Origin of the sequence: Lactiplantibacillus nangangensis (assembly GCF_005405065.1) — a bacterium.
GTDB classification, from domain to species: Bacteria; Bacillota; Bacilli; order Lactobacillales; family Lactobacillaceae; genus Lactiplantibacillus; species Lactiplantibacillus nangangensis.
The window spans coordinates 86,945-103,364 of sequence record NZ_BJDI01000004.1; the positions used below are offsets into that span (position 1 = coordinate 86,945).

At 43.9% G+C, this 16,420-nt stretch carries 16 protein-coding genes; all 16 read right to left on the reverse strand.

Features of this window, described 5'->3' with window-relative positions; genetic code table 11:
* Positions 1-27: 27 nt before the first annotated feature.
* Positions 28-1,044: an NAD(P)H-dependent glycerol-3-phosphate dehydrogenase gene (locus FFM70_RS05230; RefSeq protein ID WP_137615796.1), complete on the reverse strand. Its 1,017-nt coding sequence runs from the start codon at positions 1,042-1,044 to the stop codon at positions 28-30.
* Between the two features lie 17 nt (positions 1,045-1,061).
* Complete coding sequence (lgt, locus tag FFM70_RS05235; RefSeq protein ID WP_137615797.1) at positions 1,062-1,910, reverse strand: prolipoprotein diacylglyceryl transferase; 849 nt, start codon at positions 1,908-1,910, stop codon at positions 1,062-1,064.
* 15 nt (positions 1,911-1,925) lie between these two features.
* On the reverse strand, positions 1,926-2,876 hold the full coding sequence (gene hprK / locus FFM70_RS05240; RefSeq protein ID WP_137615798.1) for an HPr(Ser) kinase/phosphatase: 951 nt from the start codon (positions 2,874-2,876) through the stop codon (positions 1,926-1,928).
* Between the two features lie 160 nt (positions 2,877-3,036).
* Positions 3,037-3,393 carry a phage holin family protein gene (locus FFM70_RS05245; RefSeq protein ID WP_137615799.1) on the reverse strand — a complete coding sequence of 119 codons (357 nt, stop codon included), beginning with the start codon at positions 3,391-3,393 and terminating at the stop codon, positions 3,037-3,039.
* A gap of 14 nt (positions 3,394-3,407) precedes the next feature.
* Complete coding sequence (locus tag FFM70_RS05250; protein ID WP_137615800.1) at positions 3,408-3,731, reverse strand: PspC domain-containing protein; 324 nt, start codon at positions 3,729-3,731, stop codon at positions 3,408-3,410.
* 99 nt (positions 3,732-3,830) lie between these two features.
* A complete protein-coding gene (phoU, locus tag FFM70_RS05255) occupies positions 3,831-4,505 on the reverse strand; it encodes a phosphate signaling complex protein PhoU (RefSeq protein WP_137615801.1) in 675 nt (224 codons plus the stop codon).
* Positions 4,506-4,516: 11 nt separating this feature from the next.
* Complete coding sequence (gene pstB / locus FFM70_RS05260; protein WP_137615802.1) at positions 4,517-5,272, reverse strand: phosphate ABC transporter ATP-binding protein PstB; 756 nt, start codon at positions 5,270-5,272, stop codon at positions 4,517-4,519.
* Between the two features lie 14 nt (positions 5,273-5,286).
* Positions 5,287-6,099 (reverse strand): phosphate ABC transporter ATP-binding protein PstB, encoded by an 813-nt coding sequence (pstB, locus tag FFM70_RS05265; protein WP_137615803.1) that lies wholly within the window; start codon positions 6,097-6,099, stop codon positions 5,287-5,289.
* 14 nt (positions 6,100-6,113) lie between these two features.
* Positions 6,114-6,998: a phosphate ABC transporter permease PstA gene (gene pstA / locus FFM70_RS05270; protein WP_137615804.1), complete on the reverse strand. Its 885-nt coding sequence runs from the start codon at positions 6,996-6,998 to the stop codon at positions 6,114-6,116.
* Complete coding sequence (pstC, locus tag FFM70_RS05275) at positions 6,988-7,917, reverse strand: phosphate ABC transporter permease subunit PstC (RefSeq protein ID WP_137615805.1); 930 nt, start codon at positions 7,915-7,917, stop codon at positions 6,988-6,990. Before pstC ends, pstA begins: the two co-directional genes overlap by 11 nt.
* A 10-nt stretch (positions 7,918-7,927) precedes the next feature.
* The gene (locus FFM70_RS05280) at positions 7,928-8,803 is read right to left on the reverse strand and encodes a phosphate ABC transporter substrate-binding protein PstS family protein (RefSeq protein WP_137615806.1); all 876 of its coding nucleotides are present in this window, start codon (positions 8,801-8,803) and stop codon (positions 7,928-7,930) included.
* A gap of 374 nt (positions 8,804-9,177) precedes the next feature.
* Positions 9,178-10,572: a two-component system histidine kinase PnpS gene (pnpS, locus tag FFM70_RS05285; protein WP_137615917.1), complete on the reverse strand. Its 1,395-nt coding sequence runs from the start codon at positions 10,570-10,572 to the stop codon at positions 9,178-9,180.
* Complete coding sequence (locus FFM70_RS05290; protein ID WP_137615807.1) at positions 10,565-11,284, reverse strand: response regulator transcription factor; 720 nt, start codon at positions 11,282-11,284, stop codon at positions 10,565-10,567. The genes pnpS and FFM70_RS05290 overlap by 8 nt, the downstream gene beginning before the upstream one ends.
* 5 nt (positions 11,285-11,289) lie before the next feature.
* Positions 11,290-12,468, reverse strand: a complete 1,179-nt coding sequence (locus FFM70_RS05295; RefSeq protein ID WP_137615808.1) for a PDZ domain-containing protein — start codon at positions 12,466-12,468, stop codon at positions 11,290-11,292.
* Between the two features lie 184 nt (positions 12,469-12,652).
* Positions 12,653-13,769, reverse strand: a protein-coding gene (prfB, locus tag FFM70_RS05300) for a peptide chain release factor 2 (protein ID WP_137615809.1) whose coding sequence is annotated in 2 segments (ribosomal slippage) — positions 12,653-13,696 and positions 13,698-13,769 — 1,116 coding nt in all. Because the reading frame shifts where the segments join, the coding sequence is not laid out codon by codon here.
* Between the two features lie 95 nt (positions 13,770-13,864).
* A complete protein-coding gene (gene secA, locus FFM70_RS05305; RefSeq protein WP_137615810.1) occupies positions 13,865-16,228 on the reverse strand; it encodes a preprotein translocase subunit SecA in 2,364 nt (787 codons plus the stop codon).
* Positions 16,229-16,420: the final 192 nt, after the last annotated feature.

Sequence of the window (16,420 nt, forward strand, 5' to 3'; positions counted from 1 at the left end):
CCTAAATATAATGAAATCAGTTATAACCTATTGAATTTCAGGTTTACCCTCACGACGCATAAGTTGTGGGATCACCTGTTTAATGTCGGCACCATTATATAATACATCATAAATGGCTTCGGTAATTGGCATTTCAATATTTTGTTGTTGTGCCAATTCATAGGCCGCCTTGGTCGAAGGAATCCCTTCAATTACCATGCCCATTGTTGCAACGACGGTCTTAAGATCTTGACCTGCGCCAAGCTCATTACCGGCCCGCCAGTTGCGTGAATGCACACTCGTGGCAGTCACAATCAAATCACCGACTCCGGATAGCCCAATAAATGTCAACGGTTCAGCACCTAACGCCACCCCTAAACGACTGATTTCCGCAAGCCCCCGGGTCATCAAAGCCGCTTTGGCATCATCACCATAGCCGAGACCGTGCAAAGCACCAGCCCCTAATGCAATGATGTTTTTTAGTGCTGCACCAAGCTCTACCCCAATCACATCATGATTAGTGTAGATCCGGAAATAATCATTCATGAACAGCTTTTGCACAAATTTCGCAGCTTGGTCATCCGCACTGGCTGCCGTAATTAAGGTAATATCCTTTTTGGCAACTTCTTCGGCGTGACTCGGACCAGATAACACCACAATAGCTTGTCGCCGTTCAGTAGGAATCTCTTCCGCCAAAACTTGTGACAACCGCTTATGGGTTTCGAGTTCGAGTCCTTTACTGGCATGAATGATAATGGGCCGTTGTTGGCTCTTTTCTAAAACAGCCGTTACTTGTTGTGCCACAGAACGAATTGCTTTTGTTGGAACCACAAACAAAATTGCTGCGACCCCATCCAATGCAGTTGCTAAATCTGTATAGGCCGTTAGTGATTCGGAATAATGAAAATCGTGGACATAACGTTCATTTGTGTGGTGATCATTTAATTCAGCCGCTTGCGCCGCTGAATTCGACCACAGGCGGACGTCATTACCATTTTCGTCCAATAAATTCGCCAAGATACTGCCCCATGAGCCAGCACCTAAAACGGCAATTTTTTCTGTCATCCAAATAAACCTCTAATCTACTTATTTTCGGTTACTACTTTTTGACCAGAACCATCTAAATACCAACGATTCTGTGTCAGGTGACGTCGGCGCCAAATAATCAGCCCGATGCTCCCAACAAATAATACCACAGATAACGCTTGTGAAATTCGAATGACATTAAATAACATCAGTGAATCAGTCCGCATCCCTTCCGTGAAGAAACGACCAAACGAATACCAAGCAACGTAAGCTAAGAAAACTTCGCCTTGCTTGTAAAGTCCCGTTTTATGTCGAGTCGTCATTAAGACCACAAACCCAAGCAAATCCCACACCGACTCATATAAAAAGGTTGGCTGACGATAGGCCCCGTTGATGTTCATTTGTGAGATCAACCATTGTGGCAAATGGAGGCTTTGTAAGAACCCTAAGCTGGTCACACGACCAAATGCTTCTTGATTCATAAAATTGCCCCAGCGGCCAATTCCTTGGCCCATAATAACGGTTGGTGCTGCAACATCGAGCATCAACCAAACCGGAATAAACCGATGTTGACAAAATAGAATCACCACAATGGCCGCTCCAATTAAGCCACCATAAATGGCAATCCCACCATCCCAGATACGAATGATTTCACCAGGATTTTGGCTGTAATATGACCATTGAAAGGCCACATAATACGTCCTTGCAGCAATTAACGTGAATGGTAACGCCCACAAGATCATATCGTAAATATCATCCGGTCGAATCCCACGTTTGCTTCCTTCACGCACTGCCAAACCAACTGCAATGACTACGGCGGTGGCAATAATTACCCCATACCAATGTACCTCAATCGGCCCTAATCTTAAGGCGATTGGGTTTAACGCCCCCAAGACAGTTTTCACGCGGTTGCCATCTCCTTAATGCTTGTGAGAATCATGCGCAGAATTTTCTTTGATCAAGGAGTTCAAATTATCATCGAAGACTTTCGTAGCATCATAACCCATGCTTTCCGCCCGGAAGTTCATCGCGGCGGCCTCAATAATAATTGCTAAGTTTCGCCCAGTCTTAACTGGAATCGAAATTTCGGGCACTTCTACATCAAAGAATTTCCGTGACTGTTCTCCATTGCCTAGTCTATCAAATTGCTTATCTGGCGTCCAACTCTCTAAGTGAACGATGAGATCGATGTCTGTATCTTGACGAACCGCCCCAGCACCAAACAAATTCATCACGTCGATGATCCCAATCCCACGAATTTCAAGGAGATGGTTCAAAATTTTAGGTGCTTCACCGACTAAAGTCTGTTCATCTTGTTGATAAACATCAACCCGATCATCGGCAATCAACCGATGTCCACGTTTAACAAGTTCCAACGCCGTTTCACTTTTACCAACACCGGAATCCCCAGTAATTAAGACCCCCAGGCCATAAATATCCACTAAGACGCCATGGACAGATTGCCGTTCCGCAAGTTTACCTTCTAGGTAATTCGTCATATTACTCAAAATCCGTGACGACGTCATCTTGGTTCCTAAAATCGGTACACTATTTTCTTCACCGGCTTGGACCAACTCCTCAGGAACTGGAAGACCGGTTGAAATGACAAACGCCGGTGTGGTCATTTGACACATTTTACGAAAAATCATTAAGCGTTCATCATGACTCATATTTTTTGAATATGCCGTTTCAGTTTTACCTAAAAGTTGGACTCGTTCACGTGGGTAATAATTAAAATACCCTGTCAAAGCCAACCCTGGTCGTGAAATATCACTAATCGTTATCTCTTTATCTGCTAACAACTTGGCGCCGTGGTAAACATCCAAACGGGTATTTTTTACCAAATCGGCGACTGTTACACTCTCTGCCAAGCTAATCCCTCCCAAATCAATCAGTTATTAAAAAAAGTGCGGCCGGCATTGTCCACGATTACTATGTGCAATCATTTTTCAAGCCTTCCACACTTTTTGGACCGAAAACGGATCATTCCTATCTGTTAATATTAGCACTTTAAAGCGCTTTATTCACTAGTTACTCCGCCGACTTGGCGAAAAAATTAGAAACAATCACGTTGGCCAATGACATTAAGATTGAGACTAATACGGCCATCCCAAAACTAGAGAAGCCAAAATTTGCCTTACCGACAAAGTATGACGTTAGTTGTAGCATGACCCCATTAATGACGATACTAAACAACCCAATCGTAATTAACGTGATCGGTAACGTTAGTAAAATCAAGAAGGGCTTCACGGCCGCATTTAAAATTGCCAACACAAAACTAGCAATCAAAGCGACCCATATGTTGGCAACATGAAAGCCGCTTTGAAAGAAACCAGCAATGGCAATAAATAAAACAGTATTAATCAAGATTCGTTTCCAAAAACCCACTCGCTATCACTCCATTAATCTTGGTGGCGCGGTTCGTCTTCCTCATGGACATTATGAATCTCTTTCCGTCCTTCAGAATGTTGAGCGCGCGGTGTTTCACGCTGACCAGCTTGGCGCATTTGTTCAAAGAGGCCCGCATTTTCCGGCTTGCTTGGAATAATCGTCATTAAGACCAGGTACAATAAGATGCCGAAGCCATGCGAAGCGATGGTCAACAAAACAAACAACACTCGCAAGATAGTCGCATTCCATTGTAAATATTCCGCAATACCACCAAGAACACCGGTAATGACTCGATTATTAGATTTAGTTAGTTTACGATTAGTTTTAGTTTTCATAATTAGACACCTCAATAAGTTTAGTCTAATTATATCTTACTAATTATAAAAGCTGGTTGCAAACTTCACGAACCAGCTTTAAAGATTATTTAGGTTTGTTTAGACCAAGTTTGAACTTTCAGGGTTTAATTCAATAATTTTACCGGTATTCAAATAAACGATCCATTCACCAACATTGGTCACAAGTGCCCCAATCCGCATCAAGTAACTAGCCACATTCAAGTAGTCAGTTGACCCAATGACCGTTTCTGGATGACGTTCCATCTTAGAAATGCCTTTTTCATTGATTTTATCAAACATTTCACCGACTTTGGCGTCTTTAGCGGCCACTTCTCTCGCTGCCACGTCATCGCTCTTGACGTAAGCCGCCAGCATCTCTTCAACCATCTTTCGAACCCGGTTTCCCATCTCAGACAGTTGGGCCTCAATTTCAGGAACCCGGACATGACCTTTCACCCGAATCGTGGCATGCGCAATATTGCGTGCATAGTCCGCCATCCGTTCTAGTTCAGAAACTGCCTTCAAAATTGTGACAATTTCCCGTAAATCTGAAGTCACTGGTTGGTATAACGCAATCATCTCAAATGACTTTTGTTCCAACTCAACTTCTCGTTCATTAATTTTAGCATCGTTGTCGATGATTTCTTGGGCCAAATCCCGATCATGATCAATAAAAGCCTTGACTGCTTTTTCAATCGTCTCGCTGACCATCATTCCCATTTCAGTAAAATTAGCATCGATATCATTTAACTCATCGTCGAATAGTCGTCGCATGTTTTATCCTCCTAACCAAATCGTCCTGAAATATAGTCATTGGTTTCTTGTTTTACTGGATTCATGAAAATCTGTTTGGTGTCATTCACTTCAATTAATTCGCCATTCAAGAAGAACGCCGTCCGGTCAGAAATCCGCGAAGCCTGCTGCATATTATGCGTAACAGTTATGATAGTGTAATCATGCCGTAAATTCAAGAGGGTCATTTCGATCGTATGACTAGAAATAGGGTCTAAGGCACTGGTTGCTTCATCCAATAAGATGATATCCGGTTCTACTGCTAATACCCGTGCAATACAGACCCGTTGTTGTTGCCCACCGGAAAGCGACAAGGCATTCACATGTAAACGATCCTTCACTTCGTCCCAGATAGCGGCCTGCTTTAAACTCTTTTCAACGGCTGCATCCAAGGTCTCTTTATCACGGACGCCGGCTAACCGTAACCCATACACAACATTTTCATAAATAGAGAATGGAAAGGGATTCGGTTGTTGGAAAACCATCCCGATTTCTTTACGTAACTTTACCGTATCCATCGTTGGGGCATAAATATTATGCTGATTAAAATTGACTTCCCCAGTAATTGTGACGTTAGGAATCAAATCGTTCATCCGGTTTAAGCAGCGTAGAAAAGTTGATTTACCACAGCCAGAGGGGCCAATCAGCGCCGTAATTCCCTTCTCATCAAAGCTCATGTTTACCCCTTTTAGGGCTTGTTTCTTACCATAATATAGGGATAAGTTTTCAGTTGTTAAAATCGTACTCATCGGCGGCCCTCCTTTTAACCAAAGTTTCCGGAAATATAATCGTTAGTCAGATCGACCTTCGGATTCGTAAAGATATCCCCAGTTTCAGCGTATTCTAAGACTTTGCCTAAGTTAAAGAACGCCGTGTAGTCACTGATTCGTGATGCTTGTTGCATATTATGCGTCACAATAATAATTGTGTAGTTTTGCTTTAATTCAAGTAAAGTATCTTCAATTTGGCTAGTGGAAACTGGATCCAGCGCACTAGCGGGTTCATCCAACAGCAAAATATCAGGCTTAATGGCAATTGCCCGTGCGATACACAACCGTTGTTGTTGTCCACCAGAAAGCGCTAGAGCACTCTTATTCAAATCATCTTTAACTTGATCCCACATGGCCGCTTGACGCAGTGAGCGCTCAACGATTTCATCCAAATCCTGTTTCTTATTCATTCCACGTTGCCGCAATGCAAACGCAATGTTTTCATAGATTGATTTGGCAAATGGATTGGGTCGTTGGAAAACCATCCCGATGTGCCGCCGCATTTCATAAACATCAATATCATTACTATTGATATCCAAGCCACGATACATAATTTTACCTTTAACAGTCGCAATGCGGTCATTCATCCGGTTGAGTGATCGTAAGTACGTCGACTTCCCGGAACCAGAGGGACCAATCAAGGCACTAATCTTATACCGTTCAAACTGCAAGTCACCTTCTGAAATCCCCTCAGTTTTGCCATAAAAAACATGCAAGTCCTCGGTCGAAAGCGCAATTTCATGGTCTTTCGGATCAAATTTCAAGATGTTCCGTTGAGACGTTGTTAAATTCGTATTATCTGCCATAAAAAGGGCCTCCTTTATTCAGCGGTTAAATGTTTGTACAAGCGTTTGCCTAGCCAACGTGCTAAGAAGTTGAATAGTAAGACGGCAATGATCAAGACAGCAGAGGCACCAGCCGAAACGGCTTTTGCGTCTGGCATAATTCCTTCAGAGTTAATTTTCCAAATATGAACCGCCAGCGTTTCTGCCGGTCGCATTGGGCTGAGTGGGCTACTAATATTGAATGGATTCCAATCATGGAAATTCAAGGCTGGCGCAGATTGGCCGGCCGTGTAAATCAATGCAGCAGCTTCCCCAAAAATTCGGCCCGCACTCAAAACGACCCCCGTAATAATACTTGGTAAGGCGGCTGGCACGACGATCTTGGTCACCGTTTCCCAGCGTGATAACCCGAGGGCATAGCCCGCTTCACGTTGATCATTAGAAATATTGGCCAAGGCTTCTTCAATGCTTCGCGTCAAGATTGGCAAGTTAAAGACCGTTAATGCAAATGCGCCGGACAAAATCGAGAATCCTAATTTGAACTGAACGACAAAGAACAAATAACCAAATAACCCAACAACAACAGAAGGCAATGAACTCAAGATTTCAATAGTTGTCCGAATCAGGCCAGTGATCGTATTTTGAGGTGCATATTCATTAAGATAAATCCCAGCACCTAATGAAATCGGCAATGAAATCAACAACGCTAAGAAAAGTAAGTAGAAAGAATTGAACAATTGGATGCCAATCCCACCACCCGCTTCAAATGACAGGGCTGGTGACGTTAAGAAATGCCAAGAAATTTCAGGAACCCCTTGGACGAGGATATAACCAAGTAACGCCACCAAAATGATGACGACAAACGCAGCAATGGCATATAAAACACCAGTTGCAATCTTATCAACTCGTTTAGCGTTCATTGTTTAATTTCCCCTTTCGTCCAATATAGCGAATCACCATGTTGAAAACTAATGACATTAATAACAAGATCATTGCTAACGACCAAAGGGCATTATTTTGTAATGATCCCATGACCGTATTTCCGATACCCATCGTTAAAATACTCGTCAAAGTTGAGGCCGGCGAGACTAGGCTGTGTGGTAACAAGGTCGCATTCCCGATAACCATTTGAACCGCCAAAGCTTCCCCAAAAGCGCGGGCCATTCCGAAAACAATGGCCGTTAACATGCCGGGAATTGCTGCCCGTAAAACAACCTTATAAATCGTTTGCCAACGCGTTGCGCCAAGCGCTAATGAAGCTTCACGATAGTAACGTGGAACCGCATTAAGTGCATCCGCACTCATTGACGTTACAGTTGGTAAGATCATGACAAACAACACAAATGTCCCTGACAGGATGCCGTAACCACTACCACCAAATGTGTTTCGCACAAATGGCACGACCACTTGTAACCCGATAAACCCATAGACAACTGATGGAATCCCCACTAAAAGTTCAGTAACCGGGCGCAGAATTTGTGCCCCGCGGCGTGGTGAAATTTCGGTCATAAAGACCGCAGTCCCAATTGCAAATGGGGTTGCAACCAGTGCCGAGAAAATCGTAATCAAGAATGATCCGACAATCATTGGTAATGCCCCAACAGCTGGCTGACCATTTGTGCCATTCGTTCCTGGATTCCATTGCGTGCCGCTTAGAAACTGCCAGAAATTAATATGATTTTGAAAGAATGTGGCTAGTCCACGTGACGCCACAAAATAAAAGATTAAGAATACGACCAGAATAATTAATGCTAAACAGGTCAGACTAATAATCTTCCCACGACGCTCAATTTTACTGGCAATTGATTTTTTTAATAAGCTTGCTCGAATTTTATCCATGCGGTCCCCCTCATTTCACTGTTGTAATCTTACCGGTCGCACTCCGCTGTACATGCATATCATGGACCGAAATGTAGCCTAACTGTTTCACTAATTTTTTCTGAACAGCGGTTGATAAAATGTAGTTAATAAATTTTTTTGTTAATTGATCTGGCTGTTGACTGGTATATAAATGTTCATATGACCAGATATGCCAACGATTGATTTCAACATTAGTCTTCGTTGGTTTAACCCCGTTAACCTGCAACGCAGTCACTGAAGTATCCAGATATGAAAAGGCCACATAGCTGATTGCCCCGGGCGTGCTGGCCACGATTGACCGTGCCAGTCCCGAAGAGTCTTGTTCTTGTGAATCAGCACTCTTTTGCCCATTTAAAGCGTAACTTTCAAACGTCTTACGGGTTCCTGAGCCTTGAGCCCGATTGATCAAAACAATTGGCAGATTTTTGCCACCAACAGCTTGCCAATTAGTGATTTTTCCGGTAAAGATGGCCCGTAATTGTTCACTGGTTAAATTAGTAACGCCAGTTTTCTTATTAATGATGGGTGCAATCCCAACGACGGCAACTTGGTGATCTTTTAACTTGCTCGCATCGATTCCAGGTTGTTCTTCCGCAAAAACATCAGAATTACCAATGGCTACTGCGCCCGACTGAATTTGACTCAGCCCAGTCCCGGACCCGCCACCTTGGACATTAATAAAAATACCGGTATGTTCAGAGCTGTATTGTTCACCCGCAGCTTCAACTAAAGGTTGTAAAGCGGTGGAACCAACTGCGGTGATTGACTCACTGGCATCGGTCGTTGCTCGCTGACTGTATCCCAGTCCGACCAAGACACCAATTAAGACCAATCCTAGTAATTGGATGACCCGACTTTTCTTCATAACAAAATACCTCCTACCCATTGCTCAATATTAATAATACAAAGTTTGTGTAAAGTCTTGATAGGCGTTTTGTAAAGATTGTGTAAACATCAGTGACTAACGACTTAACAGCGTTCCCCGTGACTATACGCTACTGGGATGCTTTGGTAAACTAAACGCGCGATAAAACTGGCTAAAGCTTAACTCAATTAACCAACGTTTTAACATTTAGAACTAGCGGTACTTTCTTAGAAGAGTTGAAATAAGGGGTGAACTAAATTTCCATCCAAAAATACAACTTAATCATCGCTTGCTATAGTAATGGTCTCGGCAACAACTAAAATCAACCAAATTAAAAAGAGACGATCTAGGTTTAATTGCCTAAATCGTCTCTTCTAATGACTTGCTTTCAAAGGTAACGTGACCGTCATGGTCGTCCCTACACCTCGTTGACTCGTGACCCCAATTTGACCGTGCATCGCATTAACAAGTTCCTTCACGATAGCTAGTCCTAAGCCCGTGCCGCCAACAACTTGTTGTGAACGGGATGGGCTGGCCCGATAAAAGCGTTCGAAAATTCGCTGCTGATCGTCCGCACTGATTCCGATACCAGTATCCTTGACCGTTAAGTACCAGTGCGTTTCATCCGCAGTCGCAATCACTGCGACCGTTCCGGATTGTCGATTATATTTAATCGCATTCGACAGTAAATTTTTAACAATCTGACTTAACTTTTGAACGTCTGCCGTCACGACGACCGCTGGATCAACCTCATCCGTCACAGTCAGTTGTTTACGCTGAATGGCTTGTTGCAACAACGATAATTCTTGATCAATTAACGATTTTAATTTAATCCGCTGCATCGACAGGCTCGTCGTATTCTGAGCACGAATCCGTGAGAGTGACAAAACATCTTGAATCAAATCAATTAAGCGCTGACTCTCATCGGCAATAATCTTCAAGAATTGATCTAAGGTTTCAGGATCATCCTTGGCACCACTCAACAGCGTTTCAGTGAAGCCAGCAATCGCCGTAATCGGCGTCTTTAACTCGTGACTGGCATTGCTGACAAAATCATCTTGCATCTGTTCAATCATATAAACTTCCGTAATATCATATAACATCAACACGATCTGATAGTGAGAACGGCTATTCTGAATGTACACGGTTGACGCTTCGACCACTTGTGTATTGGGGGCCGGCGTTAACGTCACCGTCGCCCGCTGATTACTTTGTGTCGCAATCGTATCTTCAATGACTTTGGTTAACGCATACAGTTGAATATCTTTCGTATACAAATGAGCGACCGCGTTGATTGATTGTTGCAATAACTCACTCATCGCTGGATTTGATAATTGGACTTGCCGATGGTGATCAATCACCATCACGCCAACCGGCAAATACCGCATGATCATCATCAGTTCTTTTTCTTGTAGCTCGGCACGGCGAGTCTGATTACGTTGATAACTTTCCAGCTGATTAACCGCTTGCGACAAGCTGTACAAGGGGTCATTTTCCGGTAACAAAATATGCGGCGGAAACTGCTGACTACTCATCTGGCGTAGCTTAGCTTCCATCCGGTCAATCGTTTTTTGGCGCTCGCGTTGCCGAAACCAGATGATTCCAGCTTCAATGATGGCCAAAAAGAGAACTGCTACCGCCAAACTGATTACTAACGCCAGCGACCAATGAATCACAGAAAAATGCTGCACAACGACTAGGCCGAGGAGCAGCATCAAAATATTTTCCAACGTGAGCAAACGTAGCGTCTGCTGCCACTGGTCATGCATGGTCTTCACCTACGAACTCGTAACCAAAGCCGCGGACAGTTCGAATCAACCGTGGCTTTTTAGGATCCAGTTCGATTTTTTCGCGCAAATGGGAAATGTGAATATCAACGATTCGCGTCTCACTCGCATAATCGTAACCCCAGACATGGTTCAAAATGGCATCACGGCTGAGTACCCGGCCCTCACGTTCAATGAAATAAACCAGTAGTTCAAACTCTTTGGGCGTCAAACTAATATTTTCACCGTTCCGAGTGACCCGATATTTATTTTGATCGATTCGTAAGTCACCAATAACCGTAATTGCCCGATTAGGCGTCACAACCGGTGCCGTTTCCGGTTCATCAACAGGTGTCATCCGCCGAATCACGGCTTTGATCCGCGCCAAAACCTCTCGTGGAGAGAATGGTTTCGTAATATAGTCATCGGCGCCTAATTCCAAGCCGAAAACTTTATCAAATTCGTCGTTCTTAGCCGTCACGATAATAATCGGTGTCCGCACTTTTTCTTGGCGCAACCGCTTCGTGACTTCCATCCCATCTAACTTAGGCAACATTAGATCCAATAAGATACAAGTAAATGATTCTTCTAGTCCTAGTTCGAGTGCGGCTTCCCCATCCGTCGCACTCACGACTTCGTACCCAGCTTGTTTCAAATTATATGATAATAATGTGACGATTGCAGGTTCATCGTCAACGACTAAAATCTTATCCATGGTCGTTAATCCTCCTGATCAGTGAATAACACAATTCCTAACTCATGTGGTGCCCCATTATAAATCGCTGTTTCAGTAATAATCAATTGTTGTTGGACATTCCGAACTTTTAAATGAACATAGGTTGGACTCGTCAATAACGCAGCATAAAACTGTGCTTCGGAGTGGACTGGTTGCCGATTACATTCCAAAATGACGTCGCCGATGCTGAGATTTAATTTATCAGCTGGCGTATTGGGCCGTAATCCAATGACCCGGACGCCTTGATCAGTATCCGAAAACCAAAATTGTTGATGCTGATCGTGATATCGATGTTGTGCCAAAATGACCCAAACTAGGACAACGACCCCGCCCAACAGCCCGACTAGCCATTGTGGACTTAAAGTCGTCAACCGTGCCACGACTGCCAAAATAACACTTAATGCTGCAACCAGCCAATACCCCTTAGCTAACCGTCGCCAAGCCAATTGTGGCCGCTGCTTGTAAACTTGGGCACTAACACCTAATAATAACGGCAGTAATAACACACTAAAATGTTGCGTGCCAACTTGAAATACTGGCCACCATGATAGTGTTGCATGTAACCAATCCCCAGGAATCAGTACACCGACTGGCAACACTAACAATTGCTGCCAGCGATAGCGCACAATCCGTTTGCCACGTTGATCTGGTCGGATTTCAGGTGAATTCAATTGCGTCTCATGGCGTTTCAGTAAAATTGCTGTCGCCGCTAACCCCAGTGCAAAAATCAGTAGCCCACTAATAATGACGCCACTATTAAGGCCAAGGGGCGTCACACCATGCGCCTGCAGACGGGTATTGAATTGCGCCATTAGCCGTGGATTCAAAGCCCAGTAAGCTAACCAGCTCAAGCCAAAGACGGTCCATGGCACTAAGCCAGTCGGCACAATTAATAAGCTCAAAATCGCCAACGTTTCATAGATCACAGCCCAGACTGGTGATACGACTAGCCCCAAGCCAAGACTGATGACAGTTGCGATGAGTCCTAATAGCAGTCCACCTTTAAAAAAATTACGAACTTCTAGATAGTGCGCATCAATCGCACTTCTAAAGTGATGCCGCTCATAACGAACTCGCCGCCGCGCTGCTAAATAGCAACGAATCAGGCCGAGCCAGACCAATGGCTGCAACAAAAATAATTCCAGTACTCTCAAGACGTGCATGTGCGTTGCTCCTAACGTTAAACTCTGAGGCTAGTATAGCATTTTTCGAAAGTCACACCAATGCTAGTCATCATGAGTCTTATCCTGGTATTAATGAGTTGATACTCCGTCATTATAATGCTAATAAACAAAAAGATACTAAGCCGACCCACTGATTGCTAAGTCAACTTAGTATACCTTTTAGCTATTGTGGATTACGTTGCGCTAATTTCCATTGTAAATAAGCATCAATAAATGAATCTAAATCGCCATCCATCACACCCTGACCATCATGAGATTCATAATTTGTGCGATGATCTTTTACCATGGTATAGGGATGGAAAACGTACGAACGGATCTGCGAGCCCCAGCCAATATCCATCTGTTCCCCTTGGATGGCTGCCCGTTCTTTGGCCTTTTTCTCTTCTTCACGTTCATATAGTTTAGCCCGTAACATATTCAACGCCGTTTGGCGGTTTTGCAATTGTGACCGTTGTGCTTGACTCGCAACCACGATACCAGTCGGCAAATGCGTAATCCGAACTGCAGATGACGTCTTATTGACATGTTGCCCACCAGCGCCACTTGCCCGGTAAACATCAACCTTTAAATCATCCGGTCGAATCTCAACGTCCACACTATCATCCAATTCTGGCATGACGTCCACACTGGCAAACGAAGTATGCCGCCGACCAGCCGCATCAAATGGTGAGATGCGGACCAAACGATGGACACCCTTTTCAGAACGCAAATAACCATACGCGTTACGCCCACTAATCAGCAAGGTCACACTCTTCAAACCAGCCTCATCACCCGCTTGATAGTCGACAGTCTCCACGCTAAAGTTGTGGCTAGCCGCCCAGCGCGTATACATCCGTAAAAGCATGGCACCCCAGTCTTGTGATTCAGTTCCACCAGCACCTGGGTGGATTTCAAGAATCGCATTATTACGATCATAGGGCCCATCCAATAGTAAGTTCAACCGATACTGCTGGAGATCATGCTCAGCCTTCGTTAAATTGGCCTCAAACTCCGCTTGCATTTCAGAATCTGGTTCTTCCATCAATAGTTCATAAGCCACTGTCAGATCAGCCACTTCATCGGCTAACTGCTGATAGGCATCAAACTTAGCCTTCAAATTGTTATTGTCGTCAATAACCTTTTGGGCAGCCGCTTGGTCATCCCAGAAACCTGGTTCGGCCATCCGTGCTTCATTTTCTTGGATACTTTCATTTAAAGCATCTAAGTCAAAGCGACCCCCTAAAGTCGTCAACGGCACTTTGCATGTTTTCAATTAAATGTTTCGTTTCACTTAATTCCACAAAGAACCCTTCTTTCAACTTATTTAAAAGTGGTTTATTTGGCAAAAAACGTAGTTGGACCAAACCCAACTACGTTTTTACCGGTACTTGTTTAATTAACGTTGGATATTTTGACGGATTTCAGACTTCATGAAGAGCCGAGTCGTATCATAATCGATATCAGCAACCATTTCTTCAAACATCCGATAACCATCACGTTGATATTCAACCAATGGATTCAACTGACCGTAGCCACGTAACCCGATTGATTGTCGTAATTGATCCATCGCATCGATATGATCGGTCCAGTGGGCATCGACAACTCGTAAAACAACGACTTTTTCGAATTCCAACATTTGACCTTCATCATAAAGTTGCTTGGCTTTGTCCGCATATACATCGTCGACACGTTGCATTAAGTAATCTTCAATTTCAGTTTGCGACTTACCTTGTAAATCGGCCGTGCTGATTGAGTCTTCCTTAACCATCGCCCCCGTTGCAAAATCAACAATGGCAGCTAAGTCCCATGACTTTTGATCGCCTTGGGTATGCAATTGGACGGTCCGTTCAACAGTCCGTTTGATCATCGGCATGATGACCGACTTCAAGGACTTGTCTTCCATGATGACTTGTTGACGTTCACCATAGATAACTTCCCGTTGTGCCCGCATCACATCATCATATTGCAACACGTTTTTCCGTGAGTCGTAGTTATTCCCTTCGACCCGCTTCTGTGCAGATTCCACTTGGCGCGTAATCATCCGTGATTGGATCACCGCATCGTCATCTTCCACATTCATCCGTTGCAAAAAGTTCTTGATCCGTTCGGAACCGAACCGAAGCATCAAGTCATCTTCCAATGACAGATAAAATTGTGACATACCAGGATCACCTTGCCGACCAGAACGGCCACGCAATTGGTTATCGATCCGGCGTGACTCATGCCGTTCAGTCCCAATAACGGCTAAGCCGCCAAGCTCTTTGACGCCCGGTCCCAATTTGATATCGGTCCCACGACCAGCCATGTTGGTAGCAATGGTGACAGCGCCCCGTTGACCAGCGTTAGCGACAATGTCCGCTTCCTTCGCATGGTTCTTCGCGTTCAAAACAACGTGGGGAATACCAGCTTCATCAAGTCGTTGTGACAAGTATTCAGAAGTTTCAACCGCGACCGTCCCAATTAACATGGGTTGGCCTTTTTTGTGCAATTCTGAAATTTCTTTAACAACCGCATTAAACTTGCTTCGTAACGTTGGATAAAGCAAATCTGGCCGATCATCACGAATCATTGGCCGGTTAGTTGGAATCGTAATAACTTCCATGTTGTAAATTTCACGGAATTCTTCTTGTTCCGTTTTCGCCGTCCCAGTCATCCCAGAAAGTTTCTTATACATCCGGAACAAGTTTTGATACGTGATATTTGCCATGGTCTTAGTTTCTTCTTGAATCTCAACGTGTTCCTTCGCTTCAATGGCTTGATGTAAGCCATCAGAGAACCGCCGACCATCCATAATCCGACCAGTAAATGAATCAACGATCATGGCTTGGCCGTCTTGGATCACATAATCTTTATCTTTTAGCATGATATAGTTGGCACGCAAAGCTTCATCCAAATAATGGTTTAAAGCTGTGTTGTCCGTATCATACAGGTTTGACAAGCCAAAATACTTTTCAGCTTTCCGAATCCCTTCATCCAATAACGCGACTGTCTTAGATTCCAAGTCAATCTTGTAATCTTCGTCTTTCGTCAGCGTCTTAGCGAAGCGATCTGCCCGCTTGTACATCCCAGTCGTCCCTTCGGATTGACCAGAAATAATCAATGGTGTCCGGGCTTCATCAATTAAAATCGAGTCAACTTCATCGATAATCGCAAAGTTCAATGGTCGCTGAACCATGTCTTCACGATAAACGACCATGTTGTCCCGCAAATAATCAAACCCAATTTCACCATTGGTTGAATAAGTAATATCGGCATTGTACGCCGCTCGTTTTTCTTCTGGGGTTTTGTCCGCACCATTAATCCCGACACTCATGCCTAACCAATGATAGAGTTCACCCATTTCAGTCGCATCACGCGCTGATAAGTATTCGTTGACCGTAACAACGTGGACCCCTTTACCGGAGATTGCATTCAAATAAACCGGCATGGTGGCGGTTAAGGTCTTCCCTTCACCAGTCTTCATTTCGGCAATATCCCCTTCATGTAAGACGATTCCACCTAAAATTTGGACATGGAATGGATATAGACCCAGTACCCGCTTCGCCCCTTCACGAGCAGTTGCAAAAGCTTCTGGTAGCAAGTCATCTAATGACTCGCCCTCTTTGTATCGTTCACGAAATTCTGGTGTTTTAGCTTGCAGGTCGGCATCGCTTAGCTTGGCATATTCATCCGCGTATGCTTCAACCTTATTCGCAATTTTATCAAGACGCCGAATGACGCGCTTGTCGCTTTCAACCCAGCGTTTTAAAATGTTGGCCATTTACGTATCCTCTCCAAATAATAATTCTTAAGTATCGATTCTTTATAGTCTATTTTCAAAATAAAATACCATCTGTAATTTTACCATTTTTTGGCGTTAATGGGAACTATGGCAAATCAATGTAACCGGTATCGAGGGCTTTATTTACGAAATGGGCCTAACCATCCTAAGTCTTTTTAATAATCTTAACGA

Bases quoted from the DNA above. Each gene is read 5' to 3' on its own strand.
- FFM70_RS05230 (WP_137615796.1), bottom strand. From the start codon at position 1,044: ATGACAGAAAAAATTGCCGTTTTAGGTGCTGGCTCATGGGGCAGTATC.
- FFM70_RS05250 (WP_137615800.1), bottom strand. From the start codon at position 3,731: ATGAAAACTAAAACTAATCGTAAACTAACTAAATCTAATAATCGAGTC.
- phoU (WP_137615801.1), bottom strand. From the start codon at position 4,505: ATGCGACGACTATTCGACGATGAGTTAAATGATATCGATGCTAATTTT.
- pstB (WP_137615802.1), bottom strand. From the start codon at position 5,272: ATGAGTACGATTTTAACAACTGAAAACTTATCCCTATATTATGGTAAG.
- pstB (WP_137615803.1), bottom strand. From the start codon at position 6,099: ATGGCAGATAATACGAATTTAACAACGTCTCAACGGAACATCTTGAAA.
- pstA (WP_137615804.1), bottom strand. From the start codon at position 6,998: ATGAACGCTAAACGAGTTGATAAGATTGCAACTGGTGTTTTATATGCC.
- pstC (WP_137615805.1), bottom strand. From the start codon at position 7,917: ATGGATAAAATTCGAGCAAGCTTATTAAAAAAATCAATTGCCAGTAAA.
- FFM70_RS05280 (WP_137615806.1), bottom strand. From the start codon at position 8,803: ATGAAGAAAAGTCGGGTCATCCAATTACTAGGATTGGTCTTAATTGGT.
- pnpS (WP_137615917.1), bottom strand. From the start codon at position 10,572: ATGCATGACCAGTGGCAGCAGACGCTACGTTTGCTCACGTTGGAAAAT.
- FFM70_RS05290 (WP_137615807.1), bottom strand. From the start codon at position 11,284: ATGGATAAGATTTTAGTCGTTGACGATGAACCTGCAATCGTCACATTA.
- FFM70_RS05295 (WP_137615808.1), bottom strand. From the start codon at position 12,468: ATGCACGTCTTGAGAGTACTGGAATTATTTTTGTTGCAGCCATTGGTC.
- secA (WP_137615810.1), bottom strand. From the start codon at position 16,228: ATGGCCAACATTTTAAAACGCTGGGTTGAAAGCGACAAGCGCGTCATT.